The organism is Kineosporia babensis (assembly GCF_021129305.1).
In the GTDB taxonomy this organism is placed as follows: domain Bacteria; phylum Actinomycetota; class Actinomycetes; order Actinomycetales; family Kineosporiaceae; genus Kineosporia; species Kineosporia babensis.
This window is the reverse complement of sequence record NZ_JAJOMB010000014.1, coordinates 137016-151272: the sequence shown is the minus strand read 5'-3', so window position 1 is coordinate 151272 and position 14257 is coordinate 137016. Positions and strand designations below refer to the sequence as shown.

Sequence of the window (14257 nt, the reverse complement as noted above, 5' to 3'; positions counted from 1 at the left end):
CACGGGCGTCGGAAGAGTAGGAGCGAAGCTCGATGCCCACAAAACTGGGCGAATGTCGACCTGCAGCAGGAAATTTGGGAGTGACCACGGAAGGGAGAATGTCAAGCAGCCCGGGCCAGCTGCAGCGTGAGGACGGTCTTCAAGAACGGTCCCTCATGACCCGGGGTGTCTGCGTAGGCTGAGCTCATGTCACGCGTGAGGTCCGGCGGCCGGACGATCGCCCAGAGCGCCGACTGGAGCACCCGGGAGCTGGCCGAGATCACCGGCACCACCATCAAGACTGTGCGGCATTATCACGCGATCGGGCTGCTGGCCGAGCCGGAGCGTTCCCGCAACGGCTACAAGCATTACCGCACCCATCATCTGGTGCGGATGCTGGAGATCCGCCGGCTGGCGGCCCTGGGCATGCCGCTGGCACAGATCTCCGCGCTGGCCGACATCAGCCGCTGCCCGGCTGATGTGCTGCACGTCCTGAAGCAGGATCTGGCCCAGCAGATCGAGCAGTTGCAGCGAGCCCGGTCCAGCCTCACCGTACTGCTCAAAGCCGGAGCTTGACCCTGCCCCCACGGCATGGTCTGAACTCTCTTCTCGTCCGGTCCTGAATCCGGCGCAGAGGAGAGGTGAAGCGGCGATGTCCTGGAGCACCCGCCAGCTCGCCGAGATCGCGGGCACCACGGTCCGGGCGGTCCGGCACTATCACGCGATCGGGCTGCTGGCCGAACCGGAAAGAGCTCCCAACGGCTACAAGCTCTACGGCACCGAGCATCTGCTCCGGCTGACCCGAATCCGGCGACTCGCCGAACTGGGCATGCCGCTGAACCAGATCGCCGCGCTGGAGGAGACCGAGAAACCCGGTGACTCGCTGCGGGTCCTGGATCAGGAGCTGGGCGAGCGGATCGCCCGCCTCGAACTTCTCCAGGGCGAGCTGGGCACCCTGCTGCAGGGGCAGTCCGAGACCGACGGCCTGCAACGCTTCGCCGCCGACCTGTCCGACAGCGACCGGGCCCTGATCCTGGTCTACTCGCGGATCTACAGCCCGAACGTGATGCGCTCGATCCAGAACCTGGTGACGCAGTACCCGCGCGATGCCTCCGATCGCGAGTTCGACGACCTGCCGCCCTCGGCGGACGAGCGGACCCGGGCCCGGCTGGTCGATGAGCTCACACCCAAGATTCTGGGCGTCCTGGAGAGCAATCCCTGGCTGTCGGACGTGCTGAACGATGCCCCGCTGGGCCGCGCCTACGCCCGGGAGATCTTCCAGGCGACCTGGCACGACCTGTACAACGCCGCGCAGATCGACGTTATGGAAAGGGTTTTGCGACGACGCCGCTCGTGAACGTCAGGCGCTGGCCTGCAGTTCGGCCTCGAGCGCTCGCAGGATGTGCGAACGCCAGCCCCCGCCCATGATCTTCAGGGCCTTCTGCTGCAGCGGATCGTCGGGATCGAAGCCTTCGTGAAGCAGGAACAGCCGGGTCCCGTGTCCCTCCGCGGCCAGAGTCCAGGTGAGGGTGCTGTCCAGGTTGCCGCCCTTCCACGACCAGCGCATCAGCCGTTCCGGGTCGATCTGGAGGACCTCGCAGTGCACCGTGCCGTCGAAGCCGTCCCGGGGGTGGGTGGTGAAGGTGAACCGGTGCCCGACCTCGGCCCGGAAGTCGTTGGGCATCAGCCAGCGGGCCAGCCGTTGCGGATCGGTCAGTGCCCGCCACACCCGGGCCGGGGCGTGCGGCAGGAACTGCTCGACGTCGATGCTCGTGCGCTCAGTCATCGTCCTCGGCCTCCAGGAGTTCGGCCAGGCCGGTCAGGCGGGTCTGCCAGAACCGTTCGTACGGGGCGAGCCAGTCGGAGAACTCTTGCAGGCGATCGGGTTCCAGCGAGTACAGCCGCTGCCGGCCGACCTTGCGCTCGCTGACCAGCCCGGCGTCCTTGAGCAGTTTGAGGTGCTCGGACAGGCTCGGGCGGGACATGTCGAAGTGCTCGGCCAGCTGAACCACCGGACGAGGACCGTCCTCGCGCAGCAGCCTGAGTACCTCGCGGCGCGCCGGATGGGCGATCGCCATGAAGAGATCAGGCACCTTGCAGCACCAGCCGGTTGCCGTCCGGGTCGGCGACCACGGCGAACCTGCCCCACGGCGCGCTCTGGATGCCCTCCGCCGGTTCGACTCCTTGGCCGGCCAGTTCGGCCAGCTGTGCGTCCAGGTCGTCGACGTGCAGGACCAGGCCGGTCAGCGACCCGGCGGGCATCGAGTCGAACCAGGTCACCAGGGTGATCGAGGTCTGCGCCCCCTTGGGTGCGACCTGGACCCAGCGCTGGGCCGGGCCCATGTGGTTGTCCCGCAGCACCTCGAAACCGAGGACGTTCACATAGAAGTCACGGGCCCGGTCCTGGTCGGTGACCGGCACGGACAGCAGTTCGATGTGGTCGATGGCCATGCCGACACCATAGGTAGGAGATTTCCTACCAGTCAAGATGGCGCCCTGCCCAACAGCCCTTTCCTCATCTATCCGCAAAGTTCGTCAATCGTAAGATCCGTGCCATGACCCAAGTCCGCGAAGCCGTCCTTGCCGATCTCCCGGTCCTGGTCGAACTGCGAACCGCAATGTTCACGGCCATGGGCGTCACTGAGATCGACCCTGACTGGCGCCCGACCGCCCAGCGCTGGCTCGCCGCCCGGATCGAGCACCCCGACCACTGCCTCTACGTGGTCGAGGACGGGGGCCAGGTGGTCTCCAGCGCGCTCGGCTCACTCAGCGAGTCCAAGCCCAGTCCGGCCCGGCCCTTCGGCTACGACCTCCACATCAGCAACATCTCCACACTGCCGGGCTTCCGCGGGAGGGGACATGCGGGAGCCGCTTTCGAAGCGGTACTGAACTGGGGACGCAGTCGGCCGGGTCCGGTACGGGCCCGCCTGTTCGCGACGGCCGACGGGCGCGGGATCTACGAACGCGCGGGGTTCGTGACATCGACGTGGCCAAGTCTGGGCAGGGATCTGAGCTAGAGCGCGACCACCGGAGATCTTTGCGCCTAGAGGTCAAGCCACCGGACAATTGATGGACAAAAGGGGCGTTTGTGGCAGCATGGCCCCGCTCGGAACTGTTTCGCGAGGGCCACTGTCGACCCGATGGCAGTTCTCGCCGCCCATCAGGTCCACCGAGATCGGAGCAGCGTGATTCCGGAAAACGCCCCCGTAGGACCAGTCGACGCCGTTCGTGTCCCTCGCTTTGCCGGCCCGGCCACCTTCGCCCGACTCCCCCGTCTCGACGAGGTCTCCCGCGCCGACGTCACCATCGTCGGCCTGCCCTTCGACACCGGCGTCAGCTACCGGCCCGGCGCCCGCTTCGGCCCCGGCCACATCCGTGCCGCCTCCAAACTCCTGCGGCCCTACCACCCGGCCCTCGACGTCCGCCCGTTCGGAGCGCAGCAGGTCGCCGACGCCGGCGACGTCGGCCTCAATCCGTTCAACATCTCCGAAGCCCTGGCCGAGACCGAGCGCTCACTGATCGGCCTGGGGCAGGACGGCTCCACCCTCCTGGCCCTCGGCGGCGACCACACGCTGGCCCTGCCCGCCCTTCGCGCGCTGCGCAAGCTGCACGGTCCGCTCGCGGTGATCCACTTCGACGCCCACCTCGACACCTGGAACACCTTCTTCGGCGAGCCGGTCACCCACGGCACCCCGTTCCGCCGGGCCTCCGAGGAAGGCCTGATCGACCTCGAGCGCAGCATCCACGTCGGCACCCGCGGCCCGCTCTTCAGCAAGGAGGACCTCGACGACGACCAGATGCTCGGCTTCCACATCGTCCGCGCCGACGACTACGAGGCCGACGGGGTCCGGCGTGCGGTGGAACGCATCCGGCGGCGGGTCGAGAACGCCCCGGTCTACCTTTCCATCGACATCGACGTCCTCGACCCCGCGCACGCCCCGGGCACGGGCACACCCGAGGCCGGTGGTCTGAGCAGCCGCGAACTGCTCAACACGCTGCGCGGACTGGCCGGCATCAACCTGGTCGGCGCCGACATCGTCGAGGTCTCCCCCGCCTACGACCACGCCGAGATCACCGGCATCGCCGCTGCCCACGTGGCCTACGACATCCTCGGGCTCCTGGCCACCCCGACCAGTTGACGCAGCAGCTCGGCGGGTTAGATATAGCTGGTCGCGGGTCAGGGCGATCACGCCCTGACCCAGCAAGCCGGGCCCGAGCTACCGGCGTTCACCCGGCGAACCGGCAGAGGCAGTGTGCTCCGATCTACCAACCGCGCCGGTCCGTGCCCTGCCGGCGGCTCCGTCTCCTCGACCCGTACTCAACCAGACGCCGTGAAACCGCCAACTACAGCCTCGGGCCTTACGTTTCTTCTCGGAATCTGACTCATTGAAGCCGACCACTGCTTTCAAATCACCCATACCGGTCGCTATAAGACCGCCGGCGACCTGAAATTCAAACCAACGAAAACAGAAACTAATTCACATTAAAATGCCAGGGTCACTCCTTTCACAGCAGTTGAAGGCGAGCGCCCACGCCGTTCGCTCCAGCGATCCCCGATGGGGGAAATCTTTTTCAGCTGCAGTCCGAGTGCACCCGAGATACGGCATCGGGGCAGCTCAGGGGGCTTGAGTGGACGGTGAGTCATGACTTTGCGTAAGGAAATCCGAGCGAAGGCCGACCGGCGATCAACGAATGGCCCGGTCACGATCGGCCCTACGGCTCATTCCTGCTAGCCTCCCCGCTATGACATTCGTCGACCCCCGTAAGGGGGGCGCTCGGTCCGTGCGGGACTGGAGCGCAATTCTGATGCAGTTGCTTCGCCGGCCCGTGTATCGAGCCACCCTGCGGGCATATGCATACCTGGTCGCGAAAATGAACCAGGTGGATTCTGATGCTGCTGTGCAGGATCCGTTCCGTGTCCAGATCGTCTCGAAGAACCCCGAAACCGCCAACCGCACGCTGCCGGCTTCACCCCGCAAGCGCCGACCCGGCCGGCGGAGCGCAAGGCTTCAGTCCATCAACCCTCCACCCGCCGGCCCGAAACCCCTCGACCGAGTTCGGCACGAAGATCAAGGCCAGGAGATCGGTGCGCTTCGCTCGCGCCGCCTCGGGCCCCTGCGATCGGATCCCCGCGACCTCCGGGGATTCTGGCTCTTGACCGACCGGGTGCTGGACAGCAACGGTGCGAGCGCTCGACTGGCCGGGCTGATGATCGCGTTCGAAGCGGCCGGGCCGAGATCGCCCGTGCCGCTTCGAACGATCACCGACGAGGGCTGGCACTGGCTGGTTTCTGTGGCTGCGCTGCTTTCGATGTAGCCACCCGCAGGCCGCACCCCCGTGCGGTACCGATCCTCAGCCGGCGAACGCCCCGCCGTCGTCCAGATCGAACTCGCCGGCCTTCACACCATGGACGAAGGCTCGCCATTCGTCAGCCGTGAACGAAACGTTCGCTGCGCTGGCGGCTTTGGAGTTCCGGACCGATACCCCCGACCCGGTGGCGGCCACGGCAACACAATTGTTCATGCCGCTGAAGCTACTGATCCGCCAGTTCGACTCGTCACCCGACTCGAGCATCGCAACCCCCAGATGCCAATCATGAAAGCGTGGATGGAAGTCATCCCGCCTTCGCCAGGATAGGTCGCGGTATTTATGGCGTCACGCCAATTCCGGAGAACAGAATTCCCAGGCGCACCCTTCAACAACTTGCGCCCGGCACGCCACTCCCGCCGGAGGTATTTCATCGTCCGGTAACCGACCTGTCGCGAAATTGACCCGACTCCAGGAATTGATCACGATGCGACGCGCTCGGGCCGGAAACGCCCCCGGATCTCGTCGATCTGCTCGACGAACCGACCGGTTTCATCGGTGCCGGAAAGGCCTTCCGTCGATCTCTTCCGGATCTCGGCAAAGATCGTGGTGTAGCGTCGGAACTCTTCTTCGCTGTCATTACTGTTGATCGTCGCCCCGCCGGCATCCTCCAGAAAGACGACATCCCCCAGCCACTTGTTCCTCAGTTCCAGGATCATCAGTGAACGGTCGGCCCCGCGGGGATGACCGGCATCCGCCCGCAGAATGTGGATCCGCACGTCATGATGCGAGTCCGCGGGGTCGGCCCGTTCCTGAAGAGCGGCCAGTTGATCGAGCATGATCTGGTCGGTGCCGACCCGGGTGACCAGGGCCGCCTCCCGGATCACGATGTCGATCCGGATCGGCTCTTTGGTCTCTCTCAGCATCCGCTGCCGGGCCGCGCGAACGTCCCAGACGTGCTGGGCCTCGTCGTCACTCACGCCCCAGCCCCGCAGCAACGCCATCGCATAGGCCTTGGTCTGCAACAGGCCCGGAATGAGAAAGGGTTCGTACGTCCGGATGGACCGCGCGACCTTCTCGTAGTCCAGAAGGTCATGCATCGCCGCCCGGCGGGTATCCCCCCGATACCCACTGAAGGTGTCTCGCTGTCGGGCCTGGCGAGCCAGTTCGATCAAGGCCGCGCGGTCGTCCTCGCTGGCCCCGTAATCCAGGAGCAGGTGCCGCACATCGCCGGGAGTTACCGAGACAATGCCGTTCTCGATGCGCGTGAGCTTACTGATCCCCCACGCGACCCGATCAGCAGCTTCCTTCTGAGTCAGCCCCGCGCGATCTCGCATGTCACGCAGGATCGAGCGCAGCGCCCGTTTCTTCTGACTCGTCGGTATGCTCAACAGATCATCGAACTTTGACATGTGCCCTCCGCACCCCACTTGCCTTACCTGATCGAGGGCACGACTGTCCGAGTTCAGCCGTGCCGACGTGCAGACCCCCCGACCTCACTGGTCCCCCGAGAAGCAGGTAAGCGCCCCGCGGCAGGCTGGATACACTCTTTGAAGATGGATGAAACCCAGAGGTTACCTTCCAGCGCGCTGTATCAACGGAACTTCAAGCAACTGAACCAGGTAATCCATATTCCCCTGAGTAACCACAGCGCCCGGCTACCCAAGTCCGGTGCGCCTGCATCGCGAATTACCCCGGATTGCAGCGCGCGTTCATAGGGGTTTTCCTTCGCCGCCCCATCCGAGCCTGTCCATCTCCAACGATAGCCCGGATCGTCTATGCCGTCTCTATATCGGATATTCCGATCCTAGCAGTCATCTGCACACCTCGGTACCCGGAAGGCTCCCACTCGAAGCGATCACCCCGGACGTCCGCAAAATCTGCCGCTTCCAGGAACTTCTCAAGCGTTGCGGACTCGCCTTCTGTCACAGCCAGGACCAGCAAGCCCCCGGGCCGCAGAACCCTGGCCGCCTCCTGGATCGCGACCTCCGACGGAGTCAGCAGACCCAGACTGCAGATGATCGCGTCCACGCTCTGGTCCCCGAAGGCGAGCCGGTTGGGGTCCATCCGCCGGAACCCGACCGCCAGCCCTTCCAACCTCACCACGGCGCGCCCGGCGTCCATCACCATCGGATCAATGTCGGTCGCCGTGACCCGCAGGTCGCCACGTCGCCGCGCCAACTCCAGGCTCAGATCCCCGGTTCCGCAGGCCAGCTCAACGACGTGCGCCCCGGACGCAAGAACATCCAGAGCGCCGAGCAACCGCTCGATCAGCCTCGTGTCACTGCCTTGCCTGCCCACCATGGTCCCGTTCTCCTGTTCCTGATTCCGGCATCGCCAGCGCAGGCCTCCTGACCAGGGACGTGCACCGGCGAGCTTCCTTCCGAGAAGCCCGGTCAGCATGCACCGCCGAACCGCCGCGAATCCAAGGCCGATCCGGCATGGCTCCATGCCCCACCGGCATATCTCGTTCCATTCGAAAGGAAACAGGATGAATGGCAAAGGCTTTCCGCCGCTGTACTATCGTCCCGGCTTTCGGAGACTTTGAGATCGGGGTAGCAAGCGGCATGTACGTGTCCGACGTGAAGATCTCCGGGATCAAAAGTTTCCACGGCCACGTTCGGTGTCTCTGTCCTTGACCCGGCCCGATGATTCGCACAGCGGCCTGAGCGTGATAGCCGGGCGCAACGGGGCAGGGAAGACGACGCTCCTGCGTGCCATCGCCCTGGCCCTCGCCGGGCCGTTCGTCGCCCGCAGCCTGGTCGCCAGTTTCGATGACTAGCTCAGCCACGACGCAGAAGTCGGCAGTGTCGAGATCAAGGTCTTCGTAGACCGCGCGTCAGATCTCTTCGCCTTCAACCGTTTCGAGATGCCACAGAAATTCTGGATCGGGCTGCAATGGGAACGCCCCTCCACCCCGGAGCACCCGAATGCCCGCCGTCCCGCGTTGAGCATGAAACTCGCGCCTAGCGAAAGTTCGTTGCACTTCGTCCAGAACGGCCCTTGGACAGACAATCCCAGAGGGTGGTTCGTCGCCGGCTACGGGCCGTTCCGCCGGCTTGCCGGTGGAGGAGTGGAAAGCCAGCGACTCATGACTGCCCCCGCTCCCGTAGCCCGCCTGGTCACCCTCTTCCACGAGGACGCATCGGTGAGCGAAAGCGTCTCGTGGCTCATCGATCAGCACCTTCGCAGCCTGGAGGGAAGGCCAGGCGCTGAAGCACTCCTGGACGCGGTCCTGAAGATCATGGGCCACGGCCTGCTGCCGGACGGCTACATCATCGAACGCGTGGATGCAGATGGTCTCTGGGTAGCCCGAGAAGGACAGCGGCTCGCCCTGCGGGAGATGAGCGACGGCTATCGAACGGTGGCATCACTCGTGCTCGATATCCTCCATCAGATCCACGAGGCGCAGGGCACGCTGCAGGTGAGCCACGACGAGGAAGGAGCGCCCTATGTGGACGCTCCGGGTGTGGTGCTGATCGACGAACTGGACGCGCATCTCCATATCTCGTGGCAGAAGATCGTGGGTGACTGGCTCAAGACGCACTTCCCGGCGATCCAGTTCATCGTTTCTTCGCACAGCCCCTACATCTGTCAGTCGGCGGATCCTCGTGGACTCATCCGGCTGGGCGGACCGAACGATCAGACTCCGCCGACAACCGTCAGCGACGACCTCTACAGCCTGGTGATCTACGGCAGCGGGGACGACGCGGCCATCTCTGACCTGTTCGACGTAGATACGCCCTACTCACGCCGCGCCGAGGAAGCCCGCCGACGTCTCGTTCAGCTCGAGCAGCGCATCGTTGACGGGCAAGCCAGCGAGGTCGAGGTCGGCGAGTACGACGATCTCCTCCGCCGCACCACAAGTTCGCTGCTTTCCCGCGTGGAAGAGGTCGCGACCAGGCTCGCGGAATGATCCCTATGGTCAGGCTCCCGTTGCCCGATCCGGTTCAGGCCCGACTCCACGAGCTCACCGGAGCCCTCACCGGCGAGGCGGCAGATGCTCGCCGAGCCTGGAAGAACGCGAAAGCTGAACGCTCATCGGTCAGGTCGATGCTTCAGAGCATGGCGGCGGGACGTCACCGCTGCATGTTCTGCGGTGACAGCGAAGGCAGCGCCATCGACCACTATCAGCCGATAGCTCACCTACCGGCCCGCACGTTCGACTGGAGTAACCATCTGCTGGCGTGCACTCATTGCAACAGCAACTTCAAACGTGACCGTTTCCCTTTCTCGATGGGCACCCGCAGTTGCTCGACCCGACCAGCGACGACCCCTGGGAGCACCTGCGCCTGAGCCCGGGCACCGGCTTCTACCAATCGTTGACGACTCGCGGCGAAGTCAGCATCGACGTGCTCGGGCTGAACCGGGGTACCTTGCCGCGCGGTCGGCTGGCAGCCCTCCGAGCGGCCTCGGCGCTGATGCGGGAGTGGCTCGAGGCACGAGCAGCCGGGGACCAGGGCCGGGCGCTCTTCGAGCAACGAGCCTTGCTCGACCAGCCGTTCGCAGACGTCGTCTACATGGCTGCACGCATGAATCAGTTCCCAGCTATGCGCCGAATTCTACCCGCCCGGTTGTCTGAGGCACTCGACCAGCATGACTTCCTGAGTTGGTACGTGATCAACTGACAAGTACCCCGGACTGAGACCGCCGGGGACGGCCTCACTCAGAGCAAGGCTCCGGCGTGCAACCGGCTTCGTCCAACTGGACCGTGGGACGAACTCGGCGCTGGTCAGTACTGCAGCAGCGAGCGCTGGCAGTGCGTGGTGACGGGTTCGCCCGGGCGGGGCCTTTGCCTTTGCCGCGCACACTGCCTGGGCCGTTGAGCGTCATCACCATCACCGGCGCGCTGATGCCCGGACCATCAAGGTGTACGCCGGATCAGCGCCCGGCACCCGCCGATTCCCTGTCTGAGGCGGGCTGCTCGGACGGGCTAACGCGCTCCAGGCCTGCCTCCAGCCCTCCGAGGATGAGCCGCAGCCCCGACTCGAAGGCCTCTTCGTGGCCGATCGACGGCAAAGACGTCCCGTCGAGTGAGCCTGGATCAGCCTGTTCCTCCAGCACGCTGCCGACGGTGAAGCGACTGGCCGCGAGCATCGCCATCTGCGCCTCAGCGTCGGGGACACCTGAATCCTTCAGGAACTGCATCTTCCGCAACAGCCGGGGCAGGTCCCCCTCCGGCCGCAGACCGGCGTGCAGTCGGGCACCATCACGGCGAAGCAGCAAGGTCCGCCGGAAACTGCGGGTGTTCTCCAGGAACCACTCGCGCCAGTCCTGTGGCACCTCGGGCAACGGCTGAACCGCGTGGGGCTGCATCGCGGCCTCGGCCATGGCCCCCAACAGGTCGCCCTTGTTCTTGAAGTGCCAGTACAGAGAGGGCTGCTCGATCCCCAGGCGCCGGGCCAGGGCCCGGGTGCTGACCGCATCGAGGCCGACGTCGTCGAGCAGGTCGAGAGCTTCGGTGATCACCGCGTCTCTCCCCAGGCGCTTCACCGAGGCAGCCTATCAAGGATAGGGGACGGATCCCCCACGCCGGGCACCGGACCCCACGAACGGGCCACACCGGATTGACAGCCTTTCATCGATAGGGAAATCTCCCATTGAGCAACCTTTCATCGATAGGGAGATGATCCAGATGCGTGCGGGACGCTCATTGCGGGTTCTGATCGCCGGTGGCGGGATCGCCGGCCCGGCACTGGCTTTCTGGCTGGCCAGGGGCGGTCACCAGGCAACCGTGATCGAACGGTTCCCGGCTCTTCGGGCTACCGGGGCACAGGTGGACCTGCGAGGTCAGGGCATTGACATGGCCCAGCGGATGGGAATCCTGGAGTCCATCCGCGATCACCTGGTCGACGAACCCGGTGTGGCGTTCGTGGACGCCCACGGCAAGACCCGGGCAACGATCATGGCGAACACCTCCGGGCAGGGACGGCAGAGCCTGACCTCGGAGTACGAGATCATGCGGGGAGACCTGGTCCGCATCCTCAACGACGCGACCAAGCAGAGCGTCGAGTGCCGCTACGGGCTGAGCGTGGACAGATTCGACCAGGACGCCGACACCGTGCTCGCCCATCTCTCGGACGGATCCGAGCAGGAGTACGACCTGCTCGTGGGCGCGGACGGACAGGGTTCCCGGATCCGCCAGGCCCTGCTGCCGGCCGGATCACCGGAGCCCTACTGGCGTACCGGCATGCACATGGCCTACTGGTTCATCCCGCGCGTCGCCGGTGACGGGAACATCCGCGACACCTACATGGCCACCCGTGGCCGTCAGATCATGCGCCGAAGCCACAACACCACCGAGACCCAGGTGTACTTCGTCCTGCGGGAGACCTCAGCCCAGGCCTCAGCGATTCACCGGCAGCCCGTCGATGAGCAGAAGGCATTCTGGGCCGAACGATTTCAGGATGCGGGCTGGCAGACGCAGCGATTCATCCGGGGTATGCAGGACGCGTCCTTCTTCTACTCCCAAGAGGTGGTGCAGGTCAGGTCGAACCTCTGGTCAAAGGGACGAGTCGTGCTCGTCGGCGATGCTGCGCACTGCGCTTCTCCGTACAGCGGAATGGGTGTGACCGGCAGCCTGGTGGGCGCCTACACCCTGGCCGGGGAGCTGTCCCAGAGCCCGGACGACCACCGGGCCGCCTTCGCACGCTACGAGGCCACCCTGCGTCCCTTCGTCAACGAGATCCAGAGCACGGTCAAGCCCCGGCTCCTGCGGGTCGGTCTGCCGAACACGCGCGCGGCCATCACCGCCTTTCAGACAGCCACCGCAGCAGCAACACGACTGCACATCCCCGAGCTCGTGGCCCGGTTCGCCACCGAGGACCGCGGTGGTAGCTGGCAGCCTGCCACCTACCCAGAGCTGGCCCGATGAACCATGCTGTCGGGGGCCCGGCGACCGTCTCGGTCGTTGGCCGTTACGGAGAAGCTAGCCGGCAGGCCTGTGGTGCAGCATCTTTCACCAGATGGCGGACACCTGCTCGGCGAAGGACCGCCCCTGGCGGCGGCCCTGCTGCGCGGCCGGCGCTGCTCGATCAGGGTCATAGGGGTTGGGGCCGAAGGCTTCACGGCTGACGTCGTCCGGGATCTCCAGCCTCGCCTGGGCGGATTCGTTGAGGCGGGCGACGGCATCCACGGCGCTGGGTGTGCCTTCCCCGCTGGACGGCATGGGGCCAGGACGACGATCCGGTCGTAACCGATGGCCAGGTGCGCATTCGCGGGCGACATCATGCCGGCGTCGATCCACTCACGGCCGCGGAAATGGACCGGGGGCCAGATGCCGGGCACAGCACCGCTGGCCATGGTGGCGTCTTCGAGCGAGACGCCCGTGTGCGCGTCCAGCAGGGTCAGCACACCGGTCTCGGCGTCGGTCACGGCAACTCTCAGCGCCGGCGGCCAGGCCTCGGTCCACAGCCTCACCCCCGAACGGCGGCTCGCCTGACCTCGGGATCGACCTGAGCCGGGAAGCTTCGGGAGACGAGACCGAAGCGCGCCCCGATCGCCTCGACAAACGATCCGGCAGACGTGCCGATCACCGCATCGGCATTGCGAAGATCCACCCCTTCATCGAGCAGGCCGGCCAAGACCCCCACCTCCCAGCCGATCCCCGTGATCCCGCCCCCCACCGAGCACCAGCGCACGCTTCATGACCAGCTCCTTTCGACAATGATGGTTACCGGAAATGAACGCCCATGACGCGAGCGCTGGCCCAATGGCTGGCGCGAGCCATCGGCCCCGTGGCAGACCTGGACGATCGCGCCGAGAGCGCGATCGCGTGGATCATCTGGCAGACAGCAGGGCATGGAACCCCACCGGTGCAGGCGACTCTGCACTCGCGCCTGCTGCCGATCCTGATCTCCGATGCCCGCCCGAGCGGGGCCGCTCCAGCTTCTCCGCCCCGGCTGCAGGAGAGGCGCCGCGACCGGCTTGCCACGTGCAGATGTAACCAATATTGTTACGACAGAAGAGGAGGAGGCGGGCCCGGCATGAGTGCCAACAGCAGGCTGACCATCGCGGCTCACGCCCTGGTCTGGATCGGGTTGTACCAGCGGCGCGGTCACGAGGTGGCGACGTCGGAGCAGATCGCCACGAGCGTCAACACGAATCCAGTGGTGATCCGTCGTCTGCTGGGCGAGTTGCGCGGGGCCGATCTGGTCAGTGCGCGGCGAGGGACAGGGGCCGGCTGGGTGCTGCGGAAGAACCTGGTGGAGCTCACGCTTCTCGACGTGTACCGAGCACTGGGCTCGGAGCCAGTCTTCGCCCTGCATCCCGCACAGCCTGATCCCGACTGCGTTGTGGGCCATGGCATCGGGCCGGTCATCGCGGGCGCCTACCAGAACGTGGAGGCCGCCATGCACCGCGAGCTTGCCGGCATCACACTGGAGGATGTCCTGCGCGACATCCTGAAAGCCACCTGACCTCCTCCCTTCCCGAGCCCTTCACCGTCGAGGGGCCGTTTCTCCGGGCCTTAATGTAACAACATTTGTTACAGCAGAGGTTCGCGCCTCGGACCGGGGCGCACCACCATCAATGAAGGACAAAGAATCATGGCAACTGACGCTCAGACCTCCCGGACCGTGGCCGAGACGTTCCTGGCACACCTCGCCAAGCAGGACGCTGACGGCATCCAGGAACTGTTCGCCGAGAGCATCGACTGGCTGGTCTCCGGTACGGACGCCTTGTCCTGGACCGGACGGCGTACCCGGCGGGAGGAAGTCGCGCCGTACTTCACCACGATGTGGCCACACTTCGTTCCCGGCCGCAGCAACGTCGTCCTGGAGCGCTTCATCGTCGATGGTGGTGACGTCGTTCTGCTGGCGGTGTTCACGCACACGGTGGTGGACACCGGCAAGGAGTTCACCACGCCTGTCGCCCTGCACCTCGGGGTGGAGGACGGTCAGGTCGTCCGCATGCACCTCTACGAAGACACCCTCACCGTCGCCAAGGCTTTCAACGTCAGCTGAAGACGAGC

General features: G+C 65.6%; 21 protein-coding genes and 1 pseudogene. 12 read left to right on the top strand and 10 right to left on the bottom strand.

Annotated elements, in window-relative coordinates; translation table 11 throughout:
* The first annotated feature begins 186 nt into the window (after nt 1-186).
* Together LR394_RS24395 and LR394_RS24390 are read left to right on the top strand one after the other, a co-directional pair.
* Entirely contained in the window at nt 187-555 is a 369-nt protein-coding gene (locus LR394_RS24395) for a helix-turn-helix domain-containing protein (RefSeq protein WP_231446262.1), read from the top strand.
* A gap of 76 nt (nt 556-631) precedes the next feature.
* Nucleotides 632-1336 carry a MerR family transcriptional regulator gene (locus LR394_RS24390; protein ID WP_231446257.1) on the top strand — a complete coding sequence of 235 codons (705 nt, stop codon included), beginning with the start codon at nt 632-634 and terminating at the stop codon, nt 1334-1336.
* Between the two features lie 3 nt (nt 1337-1339).
* Here LR394_RS24390 and LR394_RS24385 read toward each other — a convergent pair whose 3' ends face one another.
* The 3 genes from LR394_RS24385 to LR394_RS24375 are packed head-to-tail and all read right to left on the bottom strand — an operon-like array spanning nt 1340 to nt 2430.
* On the bottom strand, nt 1340-1765 hold the full coding sequence (locus LR394_RS24385; protein ID WP_231446255.1) for an SRPBCC family protein: 426 nt from the start codon (nt 1763-1765) through the stop codon (nt 1340-1342).
* The gene (locus tag LR394_RS24380; protein ID WP_231446254.1) at nt 1758-2072 is read right to left on the bottom strand and encodes an ArsR/SmtB family transcription factor; all 315 of its coding nucleotides are present in this window, start codon (nt 2070-2072) and stop codon (nt 1758-1760) included. The genes LR394_RS24385 and LR394_RS24380 overlap by 8 nt, the downstream gene beginning before the upstream one ends.
* Nucleotides 2065-2430, bottom strand: a complete 366-nt coding sequence (locus tag LR394_RS24375; RefSeq protein WP_231446250.1) for a glyoxalase superfamily protein — start codon at nt 2428-2430, stop codon at nt 2065-2067. Before LR394_RS24375 ends, LR394_RS24380 begins: the two co-directional genes overlap by 8 nt.
* A gap of 104 nt (nt 2431-2534) precedes the next feature.
* Between LR394_RS24375 and LR394_RS24370 the strand changes: the two genes are divergently transcribed.
* The 3 genes from LR394_RS24370 to LR394_RS24360 all read left to right on the top strand — a co-directional run bounded on the left by LR394_RS24370 (nt 2535) and on the right by LR394_RS24360 (nt 5295).
* Entirely contained in the window at nt 2535-2996 is a 462-nt protein-coding gene (locus LR394_RS24370) for a GNAT family N-acetyltransferase (RefSeq protein WP_231446248.1), read from the top strand.
* 123 nt (nt 2997-3119) lie between these two features.
* A complete protein-coding gene (speB, locus tag LR394_RS24365) occupies nt 3120-4118 on the top strand; it encodes an agmatinase (protein WP_231446247.1) in 999 nt (332 codons plus the stop codon).
* 604 nt (nt 4119-4722) lie between these two features.
* Nucleotides 4723-5295, top strand: a complete 573-nt coding sequence (locus LR394_RS24360; RefSeq protein ID WP_231446245.1) for a hypothetical protein — start codon at nt 4723-4725, stop codon at nt 5293-5295.
* A gap of 36 nt (nt 5296-5331) precedes the next feature.
* Here the strand turns inward: LR394_RS24360 and LR394_RS24355 are convergent, their stop codons facing one another.
* From LR394_RS24355 to LR394_RS24345, 3 genes are all read right to left on the bottom strand, one after another.
* Nucleotides 5332-5553 (bottom strand): DUF397 domain-containing protein, encoded by a 222-nt coding sequence (locus LR394_RS24355; protein WP_269329681.1) that lies wholly within the window; start codon nt 5551-5553, stop codon nt 5332-5334.
* Between the two features lie 215 nt (nt 5554-5768).
* Nucleotides 5769-6698 carry a helix-turn-helix domain-containing protein gene (locus LR394_RS24350; protein ID WP_231446241.1) on the bottom strand — a complete coding sequence of 310 codons (930 nt, stop codon included), beginning with the start codon at nt 6696-6698 and terminating at the stop codon, nt 5769-5771.
* 364 nt (nt 6699-7062) lie between these two features.
* On the bottom strand, nt 7063-7590 hold the full coding sequence (locus LR394_RS24345) for a class I SAM-dependent methyltransferase (RefSeq protein WP_231446239.1): 528 nt from the start codon (nt 7588-7590) through the stop codon (nt 7063-7065).
* 319 nt (nt 7591-7909) lie between these two features.
* On the opposite strand from LR394_RS24345, the gene LR394_RS24340 reads away from it, so the two are divergent.
* The 4 genes from LR394_RS24340 (at nt 7910) to LR394_RS24330 (ending at nt 9914) form a co-directional block, all read left to right on the top strand.
* A complete protein-coding gene (locus LR394_RS24340; RefSeq protein ID WP_231446237.1) occupies nt 7910-8068 on the top strand; it encodes an AAA family ATPase in 159 nt (52 codons plus the stop codon).
* Between the two features lie 87 nt (nt 8069-8155).
* Entirely contained in the window at nt 8156-9202 is a 1047-nt protein-coding gene (locus LR394_RS24335) for an AAA family ATPase (protein WP_231446235.1), read from the top strand.
* Nucleotides 9199-9582, top strand: a complete 384-nt coding sequence (locus LR394_RS43730; RefSeq protein WP_407937114.1) for an HNH endonuclease — start codon at nt 9199-9201, stop codon at nt 9580-9582. The genes LR394_RS24335 and LR394_RS43730 overlap by 4 nt, the downstream gene beginning before the upstream one ends.
* Nucleotides 9537-9914, top strand: a complete 378-nt coding sequence (locus LR394_RS24330; RefSeq protein WP_231446232.1) for a hypothetical protein — start codon at nt 9537-9539, stop codon at nt 9912-9914. The genes LR394_RS43730 and LR394_RS24330 overlap by 46 nt, the downstream gene beginning before the upstream one ends.
* A 253-nt stretch (nt 9915-10167) precedes the next feature.
* Here LR394_RS24330 and LR394_RS24325 read toward each other — a convergent pair whose 3' ends face one another.
* Nucleotides 10168-10779, bottom strand: coding sequence for a TetR/AcrR family transcriptional regulator C-terminal domain-containing protein (locus LR394_RS24325; RefSeq protein ID WP_231446230.1), 612 nt, complete (start codon nt 10777-10779; stop codon nt 10168-10170).
* Nucleotides 10780-10921: 142 nt separating this feature from the next.
* Between LR394_RS24325 and LR394_RS24320 the strand changes: the two genes are divergently transcribed.
* Nucleotides 10922-12160, top strand: coding sequence for an FAD-dependent monooxygenase (locus LR394_RS24320; protein WP_231446228.1), 1239 nt, complete (start codon nt 10922-10924; stop codon nt 12158-12160).
* 84 nt (nt 12161-12244) lie between these two features.
* Here LR394_RS24320 and LR394_RS24315 read toward each other — a convergent pair whose 3' ends face one another.
* The 3 genes and pseudogenes from LR394_RS24315 to LR394_RS24310 all read right to left on the bottom strand — a co-directional run bounded on the left by LR394_RS24315 (nt 12245) and on the right by LR394_RS24310 (nt 12869).
* Nucleotides 12245-12421 (bottom strand): hypothetical protein, encoded by a 177-nt coding sequence (locus LR394_RS24315; RefSeq protein ID WP_231446226.1) that lies wholly within the window; start codon nt 12419-12421, stop codon nt 12245-12247.
* Between the two features lie 122 nt (nt 12422-12543).
* Nucleotides 12544-12639, bottom strand: a pseudogene (locus LR394_RS43725) (patatin-like phospholipase family protein); the annotation flags it as partial.
* A gap of 62 nt (nt 12640-12701) precedes the next feature.
* The gene (locus tag LR394_RS24310) at nt 12702-12869 is read right to left on the bottom strand and encodes a hypothetical protein (protein WP_231446225.1); all 168 of its coding nucleotides are present in this window, start codon (nt 12867-12869) and stop codon (nt 12702-12704) included.
* Between the two features lie 402 nt (nt 12870-13271).
* Here LR394_RS24310 and LR394_RS43720 point away from each other — a divergent pair, with 402 nt between their 5' ends.
* Nucleotides 13272-13703 (top strand): Rrf2 family transcriptional regulator, encoded by a 432-nt coding sequence (locus LR394_RS43720; RefSeq protein ID WP_407937120.1) that lies wholly within the window; start codon nt 13272-13274, stop codon nt 13701-13703.
* A 129-nt stretch (nt 13704-13832) separates the two neighbouring features.
* Nucleotides 13833-14249 carry a nuclear transport factor 2 family protein gene (locus LR394_RS24300; protein WP_231446219.1) on the top strand — a complete coding sequence of 139 codons (417 nt, stop codon included), beginning with the start codon at nt 13833-13835 and terminating at the stop codon, nt 14247-14249.
* The last annotated feature ends 8 nt before the right edge of the window (nt 14250-14257 follow it).